Source organism: Streptomyces sp. NBC_00829, from assembly GCF_045161795.1.
GTDB lineage: Bacteria > Actinomycetota > Actinomycetes > Streptomycetales > Streptomycetaceae > Streptomyces.
The window spans coordinates 59462-75877 of the sequence record NZ_CP108868.1; the positions used below are offsets into that span (position 1 = coordinate 59462).

The following is a 16416-nucleotide window of genomic DNA, read 5'->3' on the forward strand; positions in this document are numbered from 1 at the left end:
ATGACCACCCGCACCCTTCCACCCGGCGCCTACGACAAGCTCACCGCCACGGTCACGCGCGACACCGGCGACCGGCGCACGGCCGCCCTCTGGATCCACGCCGCGGCCCTCGCCCGGCACGCCCACGACCACGTCCTGGCCCCGGCCGACGACCGCCCTCCGGGCCCGGGCGGCCTGCTGAAGTCCCTGGAGAGCCTCACCAACTGCCACCCCGCGCTCATCCCGCTCTTCGATCCGGCCGTACTGCCGCTGTGGGAGCAGCCGCTCGGCGCGGCCGCCTGGGCTGCCATCGAGGAGTTCTGGGACCGGCACCCCGCCCTGGAAGGTGAGCACCGCGTGGACGGCTACGCGCTCGGCGACACCTACCAGCTGCTGTCCGAGGAGGCCCGCAAGGGGCGCGCCCTGTGCCAGACGCCGCCCTGGATCGCCCGTCTCCTGCTGCGCCTGTCGCTGGAGCCGGCGATGGAGGAGTGGGGCCGGCCGATGCCCGGATGATCGACCCTGCCTGCGGGACCGGGCACATCGCCGTCGCCGCGTTCCACATGGTCCGCGTCCCGCCGATCCGCGGCCGCCGGCCCGCTCCGGTCGGGCACGGGCCGCGGGCCGTCGAGCGGGCGCTCGCCGCGGTGTCGGGTGTGGACCTCGACGCGTACGCCGCCGCGCTGACCGCCTACCGGCTCCTGGCGAGCTCGGCGCACGTCCTCGGCGTGAGCCTGGACCGCGTCCCGGCGTCGTGGCCCGTCAACGTGGCCGCCGCCGACTCCCTGCTGGACCGCACCGAGCCCCTGCTGGCCGCCGGCGCCTACCACGCGTGCGTGGCCAACCCGCCGTACATCACCCCGAAGGACCCAACCGTCCGCGACCAGGTTCGCGCCGCTTACCCGCAGGTGGCAGCCGGCAAGTACTCGCTGGCCCTGCCCTTCACCGCGCTGATGCTCGATCACCTGGCCGTCCCGGGCGGCTTCGTGGCGCAGCTGACCGCGAACTCATTCATGAAGCGAGAGTTCGGCAGGCGGTACGTCACCGAGTTCCTGCCCCGCTTCGACGCGCGCTGGATCATCGACACATCCGGGGCCTACATCCCGGGCCTGTTGAGCGACTTTCAAGATGCCCATGTCGCGGGCGGGTTTGCGGCGTTGATCATGCCGACGAGTTCGGTGGCATGCCGGCGAGGTTGGGGTGTTCGTTGGCGGCGGCACCTTGCCGATGAGGGCATGCGAAAGGCCCTCCCGGTGATCTCTTGGCCGAGCGTCCGGAAGGGCCGTGCAGCGCACGGAGGCGCTTGTGCTCACGGTAGGGGCGGACGTGGCCGAGGTCGAGTCCCGGCTGGCATCTGGTGACATGGAGTGTCCGGTCTGCGGGGGTGTGCTGGCCCCATGGGGATGGGCAAGGGAACGAATGTTGCGGAGCGGATCCGGGGTGGTCCGGCTTCGCCCGCGGCGGGCCCGGTGCGGGGGCTGCGGTGGTTCGCATGTGCTCCTTCCGGCGTTCGCGCTGGTCAGGCGAGTGGACTTGGCGGAGGTGATCGGGGCGGCGCTGGTGGCGAAGGCGGCCGGGGCCGGGGCCAGGACGATCGCTGCCCGGCTGGGGCGGCCGGTGGACACTGTCCGGGGCTGGCTGCGGCGGTTCGCCGGGCGGGCTGAGCAGATTCGCGCGTACTTCACCGTGCTCCTGGTGGACGCGGGTGTTGACCCGGTGCCTCCAGCGGCCACGGCGGCGGTGTTCGCCGACGCGGTCTCGGCGGTCGCGGGGGCCTGGGCAGCGGTGTCCTCGCGCTGGCCGCACGTCGGTGAGGTGTCGCCGTGGCATCTGGCCGCGGCGGCCTCACACGGCCGGCTCCTGGCGCCGGGCTGGCTCTAAAAGATGATCAACACCAACTGCCTCTGACGTGGGACGGTTTGCTTCTGACAGCCTCGGCGAGCCCAAGATCAACGAGGTTGCAGAGAAGGTGACGTGTCCAAGCACGACGACGAACAGACGGCCCGGCTGGAGCGGGCGAGGCAGATCGGCCTGTTCCGCTACATGCTGATCAGGGAGGCGGCGGATCCGAGCCTGACCGGCCGTCAGCGCGGGGCCCTGGTCCGCAAGCTCGCCGCCGAGGAACACACCGATCCGGACGGCCGGCGGATCAGGATCAGCCGCTGGACGCTGGACAGGTGGATCCTGGAGTGGCGCCAGGGCGGGTTCGACGCGCTGGTTCCCTCTCCCCGGCAGTCCCAGCCCCGCACGCCGCCCGAAGTCTTGGAGCTGGCCTCGGCGTTGAAGAAGGAGAACCCGGAGCGGACGGCCGCGCAGGTCAGGCGGATCCTGCGGGCCCAGGTCGGCTGGGCGCCGGACGAGCGGACGCTGCAGCGGATGTTCCATCGCACTGGCCTGGTTGCGCTGCGGGCGCCGAAGCAGTCAGCGGTCTTCGGCCGGTTCGAGGCCGACCGCCCCAACGAGCTCTGGACCGGTGACGCCTTATGCCGTGTTCGGCATAAGGCGTCTTATGCGGACCTGTGGGTTATGCCGACACCCCGGCCACAACCCAGCAGCGGCAAGGGTGCGACGGAGTCAGCACGGCATAATCACAGGCTCTCCAGGAAGCTGATGATCTTGTCGGAGGGAAGGTAGCGTCCCTGCGCGGTGCCCATGGGGGTGGTCCTGGCGAGGGCGCGTTCCTTGAGGGCGAGATCGGCGTGAACGTAAATCTGCGTGGTGGCCACATTTTCGTGCCCGAGCCACAGAGCGATGACGGTGGTGTCGACGCCGGCGTTGAGCAGTCGCATCGCCGCGGAGTGGCGTAGGACGTGCGGGGCGACCTTCTTCTCGCGCAGGGTCGGACAGGTCCGGGCTGCGGTTCTGGTGTGGGTGGCGACGCGTCGTTCGAGAGCGTCCCGGCTCAGGGCAGTGCCCCGGCGGGTGGGGAAGAGCGGATCGGTGGGCCGTCCGCCGCGCTCGTCCAGCCAGGCTCTCAAGGTCGTGGTTGTCTCGGTGGTCAGCGGAGTGATGCGCTGCTTGCGACCTTTGCCCAGGCAGCTGATGTGCGCTCCGGCGCCCAGATGCGCGTCGTGGATGGTGAGCGAGGTCAACTCGGAGGCACGGAGCCCTGTCTGGACCGCGACAGCGAGTATTGCGTGGTCGCGTCGGCCGGTCCAGGTGTCCTGGTCAGGGGCGGCGAGCAGGGCGGTGATCTCTGGTTCGGTCAGGTAGGTGACGATCGCGCGGTTGAAGCGTTTCGGCGGGATGGCCAGGACGCGCTGGATGACGGCGGCGTCCTCGGGATGGCGAAGTGCGGCATAGCGGAACAGAGAGTGGATCGCGGCCAGTCGGGCGTTTCGGGTCCGGATGCTGTTGCCGCGCTCGGTCTCCAGATGGTCCAGGAACGCACCGATCAGCGGAGCGTCCAGCTGGCTGACCATCAGATCGGAGGGGGTGGTGGCGGTGTGCTGTTCGGCGAATGCCAGCAGCAGTTTGAGGGTGTCGCGGTAGGCGGCGATTGTGTGCGGGCTGGCCTGGCGCTGACGGACCAGGCGGTCGGTGAAGAACGACTGCAGGGTGGGGGCGAGGGTGTTCATCGGAGGTCTTCCAGGTAGGACTCGAGCCGGTCGCCGGCCAGGGCGAGGAGTTCCGGGGCGGCCGACAGGTACCAGTACGTGTGCTTGGGGTCGGCGTGGCCGAGGTAGGTGGACAGGCGCGGGATCACAGTTCGCATGTCGTCGCCCCGGCGATATCCCTCCAGCAGGGTCGTGACCGCGAAGGAATGGCGCAGGTCGTGGACGCGTGGTCGGCAGGCAGCGGAGCGGGGAACCAGCCCGGCGTCGCGGGTCATGCGGCGGAATGTCTTGTGGACGCGGTCGTAGTGCAGGCGGGTGCCGGCTGTGGAGAGGAACAGCGCCTCGGTGCGGGGAGCCGGCCCTTGGCGTCGGCTCGCTTCCAGGTACTGTCCGAGCGCCGCGGTGGTGGTGGAGTGCAGCGGCAGCAGTCGTGATTTGCCGAACTTGGTGTCGCGGATCGTCAGGATGCCGCGCTCGGCGTCGAAGTCGCCGGTGTCCAGGGCGAGAGCCTCGCCGATCCGCATGCCGGTAGCGGCCAGCAGCCCGATCAATGCGGGGTAGGTCAGGGTGGTGGTCCTGCGGCCGGGATGGCAGGACGCGGCCTGCAGGAGCGCGTGGATGTCGGCGTCGGAATACAGATACGGGGTCGCGCGGTGGGAGCCGTAGGAAATCAGTCCCGGCGGCGGCACTTGGTGGGCGGGGTCGAGAGCGTGCAGGTAGACGGCGAAGGGCCTGATGGCCGACATCCGCAGCGCGTGCCACCATCCGGCGCCGCCCGGCGCGGTCGCCCATGCCAGCGCGTGCTCGATGGTGACCGTTTCGCCCCGCTGGTGCTCTATGTAGTCGAGGAACTGTCCGAGCAGGCTCTCGGCGCGTTCCAGCTTGAATCCCATGCCCCGGCGGATGATCAGGTAGTCGGCCAGGTGTCGGCGAAGCGCGCTCACGCGGCGGCCCCGGTGCCGGGCCAGATCCGGGCGACCGAGCGCAGTGCGGCAGTGTCGACCTTCGCGTAGAGCGCGGTGGTCAGTGCGTCCCGGTGGCGCAGGACCTGTCCGATCTCGCCGAGCGAGGCACCGGCGTCCACCATGGCCGTGGCGGCGCTGTGGCGCAGGTGGTGGGCGTGAACCGTCCCGAGTCCGGCTCGGGTAGCGGCGCTGGCCACCACCATCGACAGCCCGTTGCGGCTGATCCCGGTATGAGGCCCGCGGGCCCGGACAAATACCTCCCGTGCGGGGGTGTCGGGGCGTCCGTCGGTCAGATAGGCAACGATCACCTCGCCGACGTCGACCGGCAGCGGCAGCTTCTCGGCGCGGTTCCCCTTGCCGATCACGGTGATCTCCGCGTTCCGCCAGTCGAGGTCCTCCACCCGCAATCGCGCGGCTTCGCCGGCACGCAGCCCGAGCCGGGACAGCACCGTCAAGATCGCCAGGTCGCGTCGTCCGACCGCCGTGTTCTGGTCGCACGAGGCGAGCAGTGCCGCGACCTGGTCGCTGGGAAGGGCCTTGGGCAGGCCGCTGAGCTTCCATGCCGCGACCGACGGCAGGCCCTCGGCCAATCCGGTCGTGGTGAACCCGACGGCGTGCAGGAATCGAAGCAGCGAGCGCAAGGCTCCGACCACGCGTGCGGTCCGGTGGGGCTGTGACCGCGCGTGTTCGGTCACGAACCGCATCACCTGTGTGGTGTCCAGCTCCGCCAGATCCACCCGGCCGTCGCGGTGGAGGTCCGACAGGAACGGCCGGACCAGTTCCACGTTGCGCGCGATCGTCGTCGCGGCGAGTCCTCGCTCTTCCCTGAGGTAGTCGGCATAGCGGTCGAGCATGGTTTCAACGGCCGTGGCCGGGGACAGCACCGGTTCGACCGGCGCCGCGCCGACGGCCTGCAGATAGGCGAGCAGCGGAGCCAGCGCCTTTCGCGACAGCCGTGTGCGATGGCCGCCCGCGCGCCGGTGGACCAGGAACGCGTCAGCCGCATCCAAGGTCAACGACCCAAAGTCCAGGCCTTGTTGTTCCAGCCATCTGCTTACGTGTGCGGCGAGGCGCAGATGCGAGGCGATGGAACTGGTCGCGTAGCCGCGCTGGGCCAGGTCGGCCGCGAATCCATCCGCATGTACAGCCAGTGGACCGGATATCCGGACCTTCGACGGGTCTCCCATGATGCTCGTCCTCTCTCGGTGAATGGAGAGAAGAACGGAATAGACTGCCCTGATTATGCCGACATGTGACCAATGGCACCCCTGCTGTCACTGGCTCCTGGCCGGGGTGTCGGCATAACCCACAGGTCCGCATAAGACGCCCTGCACGGGCCGCGGATCAACGGGCGGAAGACCTATCTCTTCGCCTTCATCGACGATCATTCCCGGGCGGTGGTCGGTCACCGCTGGGGCTTCGCCGAGGACACCGTCCGCCTCGCGGCGGCCCTGCGGCCGGCCCTGGCCGCCCGCGGCGTCCCTCAGTACATCTACGTTGACAATGGGAGTGCTTTTGTCGATTCGTGGTTGTTGAGGGCCTGCGCGAAGCTCGGGATCAAGCTGGTGCATTCTGCCCCGGGGCGCCCGGAGGGCAGGGGCAAAATCGAACGCTTTTTCCGCACGGTGAACGGGGAGTTCACCGTCGAGATCGCCTCCGACGCAGGTGAGGTCGGGCGGGAGATCAAGGACCTGGCGGAGATGAACCGCCTGTTCACCGCCTGGGTCGAACAGGCTTACCACCGCCGGGAACACTCCGAGACCAAGGCCGCACCGCTTGCGCGGTGGATGGCCGGAGCACCGTTCCCCGTCCCGTCCCCGTCCGATCTGGCGGAGGCTTTCCGCTGGTCCGAGCACCGCACGGTCGCCCGCACAGGCACCGTCTCCCTGCACGGCAACCGCTACCAGGTCGACCCGCAACTGGTCGGCCGCAAGGTCGAGTTGGTCTTCGATCCCTTCGACCTGACCTTCCTCCAGGTCCGCGTCGACGGCACCGACGCCGGCACGGCCCTGCCGTTCCAGATCAGCCGCCACAGCCACCCCAAGGCCAAGCCCGAGGTCCCGGCCGAACTGCCCAAGCCGACGACCGGCATCGACTACCTCGAATTGATCGACCGCGCGCACGCAACCGACCTGTCCAACAAGGTCAACTACGCGGCCCTGCACCCTGAGCCCGTCGAGTCGGCCGGCCTGTTGGAGGGCTGACTCCATGGCTTCCACCCCGGGCCGGCAGGACCTCGCGGTCTTCCTGGCCGAGCTGCACGGCTTCTTCGAAGCCTGCGAGCCGGACGTCGACGCGGCCCTGGCCAGGCATTTCGGCGAGGACACCGCCGTCGACTGGATCGTTGCGAACGTCGAGCTGTTCATCGAGCGACTCACCGGCCGCCCCTTCATCTCCTCCACCAGCACACCTCCCGGAGCCCTCACGTGATCGAGAAACTGCAGGCCCACTACGGTTTCGAGCGGATGCCGTTCGGCCGGAACCTCAGCCCGGGCATGCTCCACCGGCACCAGGCCCACAACGAGGCCGTCGCCCGGATCTCCTGGTGCATCTCCGAACGGTCGATCGGCGTGGTCACCGGCGAGGTCGGCGCCGGCAAGACGGTCTCCGTCCGCACCTGCCTCGACGCCCTCGACCCGTCGAAGTACTCGGTCATCTACCTGCCGAACCCGATGATCGGCGTCCGCGGCATTCACGAAGAGATCGTCAACGCGTTCGGGCAGACGCCCTCCCACCTGGGCTCCCGCCTGGCCGTCCAGACCTCCAAGGCCCTGATGTCCGAACGCGAGGAACGCGGACGCACGCCCGTCCTCGTCCTGGACGAGGCCCACCTGCTGTCCTACGAGCAGCTGGAGGCCGTCCGGATGATGACGAACCAGGGCATGGACCAGGACTCGCCGCTGTCCTGTCTGCTGGTCGGGCAGCCCACCTTGCGGCGGACGATGAAACTCGCCGTCCTGGCCGCCCTCGAACAGCGGACCGCCCTGCGTTACACCATGCCGGGCATGTCCTCCACCGAGACGACCAGCTACATCGCCCACCACCTCAAGCTCGTCGGCCGGCCCGACCAACTGTTCACCGAGGACGCACTCTCACTGATCCACACGACCTCGCGCGGCTATCCGCGGGCGGTCAACAACCTGGCCCTGCAGTCCCTCGTCGCCGCCTTCGCCACCGGCAAGAACCTCGTCGACGACACCTCCGCCCGCGCGGCCGTCAGCGAGGTGGTCGACTGAACAACCGGCACCTCGCCGACGACAGCGACACCTCGCCGATGAACCGCCCCGCCTGGCACCCGCCGGCGGGGCGTCGTCGTCGCCGAACATCGGCACCGTGAATGCCGAAGCCATCGGCATTTTGAGTGCCGGGCAACACCCGGGCCACGGAACTCCCACCTGCACCACTCCACCGGGCCCGGCCGCCGGTCGGCGACACGGTCACGGTGATCCGGGGCAACCGTGGAGAGCCCCACGTTCCGGAGGACCCCGCACGGGGGTTGGTCTGGAGCGCGATCGAGGACGCGGTCGACAGCCGGCTGGCCTGGGACCGATTCCAAGCGGGGGCGGAGCTCGCACGGCGTGGTGGGGAGACTCCTTAGATTGTTGCGTATTCGCATTTCAATGTGTATTGTTTCTCTCGGATCGGGCCACCGCCCCACCACACCAACCCACTTGACGAGCGCAGCTCTAGGCTTCGCGCCGTCCCAGTGCATCCGGGGACTGATACAGATGAAGCGGAACAAGCCGCTCATAAAGCGCCGCAAGGCGGGAACACAGCACGAGCGGCGGAGGCCGTACCAGTGGCAGGAGAGCGCCACCACCTATTGGGCGCTGGCCGTGCCCCAGGCGTTCGCCGGGACCGGCCAGACCGTTCTCGACATGACCGGAGCGGTGCCCGCGGGCGCAGACGAGTCGTCCCCCGACAGCCCGCGCTACGGCTCCTCATTGCGCTGGCGGCTCGACCGCGACGGCCAGACCCAGTTTGTCTATGGCAAGGAGGTCTGGCGCCGCTACCAGGGCGAGAGTCAGGCGGCCTACGGCAAGCGCATCGCCGAATCGTTCCGTCGGTCCCTCCCCACCTCTCCGGACGTGTACCACGTGTTCGTCGCGGAGCGGCCGGGATGCGCACGCGGAACGCGATGCCCGCTCACGCAGCACTGGTACACGGCCATCGAGGCCGACCTGTCGACGCATCGGCCGGATCGGTGCCCGATGGGCGTTCTCAATGACGGCCCGCCCTGGCGCCTGATCGGACAGACCGTTCCTGACGGCCGCCACATCTACTGAGGCCCCTCCGCACAGCACTCCGGGCCGTCCGGGCAGCTCGCCCGCTCCGGTCGGCCCGGCCCCGGCCCGAACCCCGCCCCGGTCCAGCGTGACCGAGCCCGCCGTTGAGGACCCCTCCGGCGGCCCACAACCAGAGGCGACGTACTGCGCCTCGCATCACCCCCAGGAGCCTCCATGGGTACCACTCGCACGCGCCTGCCCGGCATCACCTTCCGGGACGCGGCGCCCACCGACGCCGACGCCGTCATGCGCCTCCTCGCCGACGTGTATCCCGACGATCCCAACGCGTTCGAGGAGGTCCGGCCGAACCTGTCCCTGCCGCAGGAAGGGCCCCTTTCCCACTTCCGGGCCCTGATGGTCGTGGCCGAAAGCGATGAAGGCGAGACGCTCGGCGTCCTCCTGGGAGGCGCTCCGCTGTGGCTCTTCGACCATCCCGGCATCGACGTGCCGCTGGCGCACCTTCTGGCGGAACGAATCGCGATCATCACCGCCGTTGCCGTGGACCCCGATCAGCGCGGGCGAGGCATCGGGGCCGAACTCATCCGGCATTCCGTACGCCGCTTCACACGCGCCGGCTACGGGCTGCTGACCCTTAACTGCTTCCCGAAGCTGGAAAGCTACTACCAGGGTCTCGGCTTCTCGATCATGAACGACCTGAACGTGGCCCTCGGCCCCCTGAACGCGGTCGGGCACCGTTGGGGCGACACCCGGGTGGCCGCCCGGCTCCTGGACCGATACACGACCTTCGTCGACGTCCCGGGCCTTCCCTCCCCGGTCGTCTCGGGCGTCCTTCCCAACACCCGCATGGCCCGTGGGGCGTACTTCGACGGGGAGCAGTTTTGTGCCTGACCCGATCACGGCCCGGGCTGTCCGCACTCCCGGGCCGCAGAATTCACGCACGGGTGCAGGTGTCGGCCGGCATCCAGAACGAAGGAGGAACTGATGCCGGTTGTCGACGGGAAGAGCCCGAGCCCATGGCGCCGTTGGGCGCTCCGATGGGGCGCGCCGAGTGCAGCCGTCGCCCTGGTCAGTGTGTGGGTACTGGAGCCCGGCAGCGTTGTGGGCGCGATCATTACAGCCGGAGTGGCGCTGGGGGCGCTGTTGGTCTTCGTCGGCACGATGCCCCGTCGGCAGCCGCCTGGAGAACTGCGAGCGCGCAGGGATGCCGGCGGGAACGAGTAGAGCAGCTCCGCGCCGCCACGGGTTGCGCTGAGCGCTCGAACTAGGTGGAAGGCGGGGACGGCTGACTGACCGGACCCGCCTTCATCAACCCCATGATGTTGCTTATTTATTTTTCGTTGTGTAGATTGATCACATCGCTGGCGGGTCTTCAAGTCCACGCCGCGTCCACCCCGTTGCCGTTCAGGAGCCCTGCCATGCCCGTTGCCGTCGCCCATGAGGTCGCCGCCGCCCTTCTCGCCTACCGCCAGAGCAGCAACGACATCTGGCTGACCCTTGTGGACGTCACCACCGACCTGATGCACCTGGCCAGCCACATGCGGGCCGACTTCGAGCGCTGCCTCGACGGCGACGCCAGGGCGCGCCTCGACGAACGGCCACTGGCCGCCATGCCGAACCTCGCCCCGTCCGTCGGGCCGATCACCAACACCGACGACTCGGCCGCCGAAGACCACCTCTTCGACAACTACGTGCACGCGAGCGACGCCGCTGCTGCCCTCCGCGTGCACATGGCAGACGACGCCTACCCCACCTTCTCGAAGGCGCTGTACGTGCTGCTCAACGATCTGCGCGCCTACACCCATGACCTCGGCTTCGACTTCGACGAGGTCATGCGAGCGGCATCACAGGCCCACCGAGTCGACCAGCGCAAGGCCAAGTAGCACCACAAGCCCCCGGCGGCACCGATGCCCTCGGTGCCGCCGCCCCGACAGACATCCCGCCCGGAAGGACCTCCATCATGACCACGCCCCTGATCCCCGCCCCGGCTCGGTCCGGCCGCGGCTCGATACGCATGCACCTCGACCGCGGCGAGCACCCCGCGACCCGGGTGCCGCTTCTGGGCACCGATCTCGCCAACCCCTCCGCCGTCTGCGGAGGGTGCGCCAACAAGGTGTTCAAGCAGCTCCACGACGGCCGAGAGCGCCTCAAGTGCGGTCTTCTGCCCCGCGGAAGCCGCGGGCTGCGCGGCCCCGATCTGCGGGACTCCATGCCCGCGTGCGTGAAGTACGCCGCCGCGCCGAGCGCACTGCGGAACGCCTGAAAGCCGAGCAGCCCGACCCGACCGGCAACGCCTCTCCGCCTTGCCGCCACCCACGGCGGCGCGGTGGGGCACAGCCAACATCACCTCAGCCCGCTCTCAACGACCCGGGGAACTCACGCCGATGACTGTGTACTTCACGTTCATACCGTCGCGCCGGAAGAAGCCGGCCGATCTGACCGCGATGGAGTTCGCACCGAACCAGGAAGTTCCCGAGCGGGCACTTAAGCGCCGCGTGGCCCACCACCACGGCCCGACCTATTACGACGGCGTCAAATACGGCACGTCCCTCGCCGACAGTCCGGCCGAAGACTTCCCCGACGCAGACCCCAGTGCGTATCTGCTCGTGTGGAGGCGCTCCGCCACCCAGGTCGCACCGAAACGGGGCGAAGCACCCGACGAGGTGTGGACCCTTACCCCGCGCGGCCGGGTGGTCAAGAACTCCGCCGACGCGACTCGGTGACGGTAGCGAGGCTCTAAGTCCGGCATCCGGCCCCGCGCAAGCCGCATGCCTCGCCCCTGAGTTGCGTAGGTCCACGCCTCCGTGCGTGCAGTACGCCGCCCGGCACACGAGCAAGCACCGGACCGCCCTCGGTTCCCACAGGAATGAGCCTCGCGCCCCAAGTCGGGGCGCGTGCAGGCCACCGAGAGGGCTGGGCCCCCTCAGACTCCGCACCCCCAACACCACCCGCACTCACCCTTCGGAGGCGTGATCATGCTGCCCGGCCTCGCCCAGCACATCGACTTCCAGCCCGCCCACAACAACTACACCCGCGGGTTCCTCGTGGTGAACAAGGCCAGCCCCACCGTGCACGGGTACGTGTGGGAACACACCCTCTCGGACGGCACGACCACGTGGGTCGCCCAGCCCGATACGACCAACGACGCCTCGCGCATCCCCGGATTCCAGTCCCGAGAGTGGGCCGGCGAGTTCCTGTACGAACGCGAGTGGCCCAAGTTCATCCATCGCGAGGACGCCGCGGCCCATGCCCTCCCGGAGCCGGGATGCACCGACCACGCGCCGTGCGGGACGTGCTCCCTGTGCGAGCCCGACCTGTCCCGCCGCGGAGTCCTCTGAATGTGCCGGGGGTGGCCGCTCGTACGGCACCACCCGTCACCACAACGTGCAGGCCCGGGGGGCCGCGGACGGTGCGTTCCCGCCCGCGGCCCTGGCCCTGCCCTCCTGTTCCCGACCAGCAGACCCACCTACGTCCTGGAACCCTCATGTCCACTGACACCACCGCCGCCCTCGTGATCGAGGCCGTTGACCAGGCACACACCCACAAGGCCCAGAACTGCACCGATCCAAGCTGTGCCCGGCATGCCGGCACGACCGACTGCCCCCCGATCACCGTCAGCCGAAGCCCCGGTTCCGTCCTCGGCGAGGCGGTCGCCGACGCCTGGTACGCCGCCGGCGGCAGCCGGCTGGACATCCCCGCAGGGGTCGTCGCCGCCCTCGCACTGTGGCCCCAGAAGTCCCCGGGCGCCGAGGCCGCCGACACGATCGCCGCGTACATCGCCGCACAACCCCCGCGCGTCCTGGTCCGCGGCCTGGCCGAGAGCGCCAACTACTACTGGCGCCTTCGCCCCGACCTGTGGACCACCGCCCGCCCCCTGTTCGACTGGACAAGAGAGGACCTCCACGACACGCACCTCGCGGGCGTGCGGGCCGTGACCCGCGCCGCACTGCGCCACGGGGTCCTCCAGCACACCGGAGACACCGACCCCGCCGGTAGGTCCCGGATCGACCTGCTCTCCTGGGTCATCACAAGCCTGCGCCACCACCACTCCCGGCGCAGCCTCGGCGAGTACCACACCCCGCCCGATGTCAGCGCCCTGATCACCGCGATGCTGGCCAACGACGGCAGTTCAGAAAAGCGGCCCCACCAACGCGGCGAGTGGGCTCTCGAGCCGACCGCCGGGACCGGAGGGCTCTTCCGCTCCGCCGCGCAGGAACTGCGCCGCGACGGCGAGGACCCAGCCGACCGCGGCTGGGTCATGCTCGAACTCGACCCCCTCGCCGCCGCCGGAGCCGCCGTCAATGCCCTCGTATGGGAACTGGGCCCCCGGGCGGTCGTCGGCTGCGGAGACGTCCTCGCCCAGCCCGACCTGGCCGAGGACACCCTCGCCCAGGCGCGCGACGTGGCCCGCCACCGCGATGACGTCATGAAGATGGTCCGCTTCGCGATCGCCACCCGCACCACCAAGCAGCTGCTGGACGCCCTCACGGCCAGCAGGTAGCCGCATGGCCCGGCCCACTTCCGTGGGCCGGGCCGAAAGGAGGAAACGTGGCGCACGTTCACGACCACACGGAGGGCCAGGCCGTGACTCAGGCGCTGCGCGCCGTCCTGCCCATCCCCAGCCGGACCCGCGTGTACATGCTGGCCTGTGGATGCCCTGACGCCGAGGGCTGTCTGACCTGGTACATCGACACCGAAACCCGGGCCTACGAGCTCGAACTCGCCCCTGCCCGAGCCCGCCTGCGGCACGTCCAGGTGACCAGCCGACCGCTCGTCGGCGACGGCACCACCTGGAGCGAGGACTTCCTCGTCCCCGGCCCACCGGCCGACTGGGCGCAGCCCCTCGCGCGTCTCGTCGCCCGGCTCACCCTCTCCGACCGCAGCCCCCTCTCACTCGACTGAGTCTCACCAAGGGATCGCCGTGCCGAACCACACCCCCATGACCGGCTGCCTGCCCGCCTTCGGCCGGCACCGCGGCTACCCACCCCGCGACGGGTGGCTCCGCAAGGTCTACCTCGCCCTGCTCCAGGATCACGCCGCCCTGCGCCGCCCCGACGCGACCGTCGTGCTCGGAGTCGGCAAGAGCATGGTCCCGGCCATGTCCTTCTGGTCCCAGGCCTTCGGACTGGCCGCCCGGCACGGCCGGGACTTGGTGCCCACCGACCGGGCCCACTGGCTCTTGGACGAGGAAGCCGGAGCAGACCCCTTCCTTGAGCTCGACACCAGCCTGTGGGTGCTTCATTGGTGGCTGGTGAGCGCCGAACGGTGCCATGTGCCCAGCTGGCGCTACCTCTTCGGGTACTCCCCGATCAGCCGGTACAGCCGCGCAGAACTGCAGGGACGCCTTGCGGTCGCCGCCGAAGCCGCCGGCCACAAGAGCCCGGCCCGATCGGTAGTCGCCGCGGACATTGCCTGCCTGGTCAGCATGTACGCGCTCCGGGACCGCGACGCAACGGGTGTCGAGGACGAACTCGCCAACCCCTTCCGCACCCTGCACCTGCTCGACCCCGAACCTCCCGCTGGTGGAGCTGCCGGCCGAAGCCACGGCGTGGCCGTCCGCCGCACCGCCGGCCGCCGCTGCCCCGACGTCGTCCAGGCGTACGCGAGCCTGGACTTCGCCGCCCGCACCGCAGGTCCCGCACCCGGCTCCATCAACCTCGCCCGTCTCGCCTCCGATCCCCTCGGGCCGGGCAGGCTTTTGCTCACCGGCAACGAAGACCTCCGCCGAGCCGTGCACAGGGTCGCCGGCCGCCATGCGGATCTGGCCGTTGTGCAGTCCGGCGACGGGCAGGAGACCCTCGCCTACTCGCGCGGGCCCGCTCTCCTCGCCGAGGAGGTCCTGGCCACCGCCTATCCCGCCCTGCAGCCTGACGTCGGCCGCACGTGGGGGTAACTCGCTGCTCGGTCCGGGTCCTGACGGCTTCCGCCTTCGCCGCCGGGATCCGAGCCGACGCCGCGATGGCACCGTGACGCCCGCGGGCACACGACGCGACTCGATGTTGTGTATTCATATTTCACTGTGTATTCTGATCTCTGTTGGTGGTGCTCGCCCCTCGGCTTGAGCGTCCCAGCCCTCCCCTACCGACGAGATCAGGAGACACTCATGCGCATCAAGACCGGTGAGCAGCACCAGGGTTGGACCGTGGTCGACCAGGCACGGCGCGAGTGGCGCGGCTCCTTCGAGGGTGTGTGGCTCGGCGTAGACGAGTCCACGGGGCACTGGATGGTCGGCCGCCAGCACGACGGGCAGTCGATGGATGACGGCTTCGACACGACCGGCAACTGGTCCGCGTCCCGGCTCTTCCGTGAGGACAACGAGTACCTGAACATGCGCCGGGCCCTGGCGGCGTACGACGAAGAGGCCAGGAACGCGAGCGATGTCTGGAACGGAATGTGGGACCAGCGCGCCCACGAAGCCGTCGCCCGGCACCTTGCGCACCGCGTCCCGTTCCCGGCCCCGCTCCAGCTCTCGGCCGGGTGGATCGGGCGGGGCCTGAGCGACTCCCACTCGCCGATGGGGGCGACGATTCCGCTCGACGGGCCGGTGGCCAAGTACGAGCTGATCCGCTACCTCCAGGGTCAGACCCGGTTCGACGAGACCGTGACGGAGGCGGGATCGGTCTCCGAGCAGGAGGCGTACCAGCTGATCATCAACGCGACGGGGCCGATCCTGGTCGTGTGCCGGGGGGTGAAGTTCTACCTCAGCAAGTAGGCCGGACGGCACGTGAGGCGCGGGGCCGCGAGCACCGCGCCCGTGCCGCCAGCCACCCACCCGACGCACCGAAAGTGAGGACGCCGCCCCCGGGGCGGCGGAGAAGACATGGACCACAAGAACCTCATCGGCCACGACGGCGCCGTTCACGAGGGTCTGCTCAACAGCCACACCGGCTTTCTGATTGACGTGGTCTGCGACGCGGGCCGGTACTCGGTCGTCCATCACTACGAGCACTTGGACCCGGCGCGCCTCACCGACGCCCCGCTCTCCTGTCCGGCGTGCGTCGCCGCGAGCCCGCCCGCCGCCGGGTCCCTCCACCGCGGTCGTCTGGCCCACCGGTACGCCAAGGACGTCCTCGCCCGCGCCGACAACCGCGGATATCCGCCCGGCCTGGACGACGAGGCACTGCGCCTGGCGTTCGTGGCACTCACGGTGGAGGACCCGCCGTCCCAGCGTCTCTACGCGCTGATCAGAGAGCACTTGGCCGACATGCTGACCGATCGTGCGTTGGCCGTGCCGGAAGGGATCCCGCAGGTCCTGGTGCCCTACACGCGGTACACCGGCGGCGAGGTCCAGGCTCCGGTCGGGCCTGGGGACCGCCTCATGCGCGACGGCGTCGCCAGCGGCCACTTCCCGATCGTGCGGGTCGAAGCGGTCGAGGAATCACCGACCGGCGTCACCGTCACCGTCCGAGAGAAGGACTGGCACCCGTTCACGTGGTCGGCGCAGGAGCTCGGCCGGTGCTTCTTCAAACTCGACCGGGCGCCGCTGCCCGCAGCTGAGCGCTGACCGGCTCTCGCGACTCCACCTGACTCCGCCGTCACCGGCCGCAGGCGGGCCGGGCACCCACTGCTTTCGCTGCGGCCCCTGCCCCGCGGGTGTGCGCTGAGACAGCCGCCCGCCCCTGGCGCAGCTCCACCACCGCGCGCCCGGCACCTTCACGCCCCGGCCCTCCA

General features: G+C 69.8%; 20 protein-coding genes and 2 pseudogenes. 19 read left to right on the forward strand and 3 right to left on the reverse strand.

From position 1 onward, the window contains the following. The 4 genes and pseudogenes from OG293_RS39815 to OG293_RS39830 form a co-directional block, all read left to right on the forward strand. Complete coding sequence (locus OG293_RS39815; protein WP_331752055.1) at nt 1-495, forward strand: hypothetical protein; 495 nt, start codon at nt 1-3, stop codon at nt 493-495. Next, a complete protein-coding gene (locus OG293_RS39820; RefSeq protein ID WP_406003882.1) occupies nt 492-1340 on the forward strand; it encodes an Eco57I restriction-modification methylase domain-containing protein in 849 nt (282 codons plus the stop codon). The genes OG293_RS39815 and OG293_RS39820 overlap by 4 nt, the downstream gene beginning before the upstream one ends. Before the next feature lie 166 nt (nt 1341-1506). Next, nucleotides 1507-1860, forward strand: coding sequence for a helix-turn-helix domain-containing protein (locus OG293_RS39825; protein WP_406003883.1), 354 nt, complete (start codon nt 1507-1509; stop codon nt 1858-1860). A gap of 93 nt (nt 1861-1953) precedes the next feature. Further along, nucleotides 1954-2475 (forward strand): annotated as a pseudogene (locus OG293_RS39830) (helix-turn-helix domain-containing protein); the annotation flags it as partial. Between the two features lie 92 nt (nt 2476-2567). Here the strand turns inward: OG293_RS39830 and OG293_RS39835 are convergent. Genes OG293_RS39835 through OG293_RS39845 form a run of 3 tightly spaced genes read right to left on the reverse strand, consistent with a single transcriptional unit; the run spans nt 2568 to nt 5688 of the window. After that, nucleotides 2568-3557 (reverse strand): tyrosine-type recombinase/integrase, encoded by a 990-nt coding sequence (locus tag OG293_RS39835; protein ID WP_331752058.1) that lies wholly within the window; start codon nt 3555-3557, stop codon nt 2568-2570. Beyond that, nucleotides 3554-4480 carry a tyrosine-type recombinase/integrase gene (locus OG293_RS39840; protein WP_331752059.1) on the reverse strand — a complete coding sequence of 309 codons (927 nt, stop codon included), beginning with the start codon at nt 4478-4480 and terminating at the stop codon, nt 3554-3556. Before OG293_RS39840 ends, OG293_RS39835 begins: the two co-directional genes overlap by 4 nt. Next, entirely contained in the window at nt 4477-5688 is a 1212-nt protein-coding gene (locus OG293_RS39845; RefSeq protein WP_331752060.1) for a site-specific integrase, read from the reverse strand. The genes OG293_RS39840 and OG293_RS39845 overlap by 4 nt, the downstream gene beginning before the upstream one ends. Nucleotides 5689-5823: 135 nt before the next feature. On the opposite strand from OG293_RS39845, the pseudogene OG293_RS39850 reads away from it, so the two are divergent. The 15 genes and pseudogenes from OG293_RS39850 to OG293_RS39920 all read left to right on the forward strand — a co-directional run. Continuing rightward, nucleotides 5824-6705, forward strand: a pseudogene (locus tag OG293_RS39850) (DDE-type integrase/transposase/recombinase); the annotation flags it as partial. A 4-nt stretch (nt 6706-6709) separates the two neighbouring features. After that, a complete protein-coding gene (locus OG293_RS39855; RefSeq protein WP_331752061.1) occupies nt 6710-6931 on the forward strand; it encodes a hypothetical protein in 222 nt (73 codons plus the stop codon). Then, on the forward strand, nt 6928-7737 hold the full coding sequence (locus OG293_RS39860; protein WP_331720790.1) for an AAA family ATPase: 810 nt from the start codon (nt 6928-6930) through the stop codon (nt 7735-7737). Before OG293_RS39855 ends, OG293_RS39860 begins: the two co-directional genes overlap by 4 nt. A 492-nt stretch (nt 7738-8229) precedes the next feature. Next, entirely contained in the window at nt 8230-8787 is a 558-nt protein-coding gene (locus OG293_RS39865) for a hypothetical protein (protein WP_024127013.1), read from the forward strand. 174 nt (nt 8788-8961) lie between these two features. Then, a complete protein-coding gene (locus tag OG293_RS39870) occupies nt 8962-9636 on the forward strand; it encodes a GNAT family N-acetyltransferase (protein WP_331752062.1) in 675 nt (224 codons plus the stop codon). A gap of 93 nt (nt 9637-9729) precedes the next feature. Beyond that, nucleotides 9730-9969, forward strand: coding sequence for a hypothetical protein (locus tag OG293_RS39875; protein WP_024127015.1), 240 nt, complete (start codon nt 9730-9732; stop codon nt 9967-9969). A gap of 194 nt (nt 9970-10163) precedes the next feature. Then, nucleotides 10164-10628: a hypothetical protein gene (locus OG293_RS39880; protein ID WP_024127016.1), complete on the forward strand. Its 465-nt coding sequence runs from the start codon at nt 10164-10166 to the stop codon at nt 10626-10628. 77 nt (nt 10629-10705) lie between these two features. Then, entirely contained in the window at nt 10706-11008 is a 303-nt protein-coding gene (locus tag OG293_RS39885) for a hypothetical protein (protein ID WP_331752063.1), read from the forward strand. A 121-nt stretch (nt 11009-11129) separates the two neighbouring features. Further along, complete coding sequence (locus tag OG293_RS39890; RefSeq protein ID WP_181411817.1) at nt 11130-11468, forward strand: hypothetical protein; 339 nt, start codon at nt 11130-11132, stop codon at nt 11466-11468. Between the two features lie 252 nt (nt 11469-11720). Continuing rightward, nucleotides 11721-12083, forward strand: a complete 363-nt coding sequence (locus OG293_RS39895; protein ID WP_212728899.1) for a hypothetical protein — start codon at nt 11721-11723, stop codon at nt 12081-12083. A gap of 146 nt (nt 12084-12229) precedes the next feature. After that, a complete protein-coding gene (locus tag OG293_RS39900) occupies nt 12230-13246 on the forward strand; it encodes an N-6 DNA methylase (RefSeq protein ID WP_249938675.1) in 1017 nt (338 codons plus the stop codon). Between the two features lie 47 nt (nt 13247-13293). Continuing rightward, nucleotides 13294-13647 carry a hypothetical protein gene (locus OG293_RS39905; protein ID WP_212728546.1) on the forward strand — a complete coding sequence of 118 codons (354 nt, stop codon included), beginning with the start codon at nt 13294-13296 and terminating at the stop codon, nt 13645-13647. Between the two features lie 19 nt (nt 13648-13666). Next, a complete protein-coding gene (locus tag OG293_RS39910) occupies nt 13667-14638 on the forward strand; it encodes a DUF4007 family protein (RefSeq protein WP_406003884.1) in 972 nt (323 codons plus the stop codon). A 210-nt stretch (nt 14639-14848) separates the two neighbouring features. Further along, nucleotides 14849-15457 (forward strand): hypothetical protein, encoded by a 609-nt coding sequence (locus tag OG293_RS39915; RefSeq protein ID WP_212728547.1) that lies wholly within the window; start codon nt 14849-14851, stop codon nt 15455-15457. A gap of 108 nt (nt 15458-15565) precedes the next feature. After that, complete coding sequence (locus OG293_RS39920; RefSeq protein WP_331752065.1) at nt 15566-16249, forward strand: hypothetical protein; 684 nt, start codon at nt 15566-15568, stop codon at nt 16247-16249. Nucleotides 16250-16416: the final 167 nt, after the last annotated feature.

Coding starts and splice junctions, on each gene's coding strand:
- OG293_RS39865 (WP_024127013.1), top strand. CDS start 8,230: ATGAAGCGGAACAAGCCGCTCATAAAGCGCCGCAAGGCGGGAACACAG.
- OG293_RS39915 (WP_212728547.1), top strand. CDS start 14,849: ATGCGCATCAAGACCGGTGAGCAGCACCAGGGTTGGACCGTGGTCGAC.
- OG293_RS39880 (WP_024127016.1), top strand. CDS start 10,164: ATGCCCGTTGCCGTCGCCCATGAGGTCGCCGCCGCCCTTCTCGCCTAC.
- OG293_RS39855 (WP_331752061.1), top strand. CDS start 6,710: ATGGCTTCCACCCCGGGCCGGCAGGACCTCGCGGTCTTCCTGGCCGAG.
- OG293_RS39835 (WP_331752058.1), bottom strand. CDS start 3,557: ATGAACACCCTCGCCCCCACCCTGCAGTCGTTCTTCACCGACCGCCTG.
- OG293_RS39895 (WP_212728899.1), top strand. CDS start 11,721: ATGCTGCCCGGCCTCGCCCAGCACATCGACTTCCAGCCCGCCCACAAC.
- OG293_RS39845 (WP_331752060.1), bottom strand. CDS start 5,688: ATGGGAGACCCGTCGAAGGTCCGGATATCCGGTCCACTGGCTGTACAT.
- OG293_RS39885 (WP_331752063.1), top strand. CDS start 10,706: ATGACCACGCCCCTGATCCCCGCCCCGGCTCGGTCCGGCCGCGGCTCG.
- OG293_RS39820 (WP_406003882.1), top strand. CDS start 492: ATGATCGACCCTGCCTGCGGGACCGGGCACATCGCCGTCGCCGCGTTC.
- OG293_RS39890 (WP_181411817.1), top strand. CDS start 11,130: ATGACTGTGTACTTCACGTTCATACCGTCGCGCCGGAAGAAGCCGGCC.
- OG293_RS39870 (WP_331752062.1), top strand. CDS start 8,962: ATGGGTACCACTCGCACGCGCCTGCCCGGCATCACCTTCCGGGACGCG.
- OG293_RS39920 (WP_331752065.1), top strand. CDS start 15,566: ATGGACCACAAGAACCTCATCGGCCACGACGGCGCCGTTCACGAGGGT.
- OG293_RS39900 (WP_249938675.1), top strand. CDS start 12,230: ATGTCCACTGACACCACCGCCGCCCTCGTGATCGAGGCCGTTGACCAG.
- OG293_RS39875 (WP_024127015.1), top strand. CDS start 9,730: ATGCCGGTTGTCGACGGGAAGAGCCCGAGCCCATGGCGCCGTTGGGCG.
- OG293_RS39815 (WP_331752055.1), top strand. CDS start 1: ATGACCACCCGCACCCTTCCACCCGGCGCCTACGACAAGCTCACCGCC.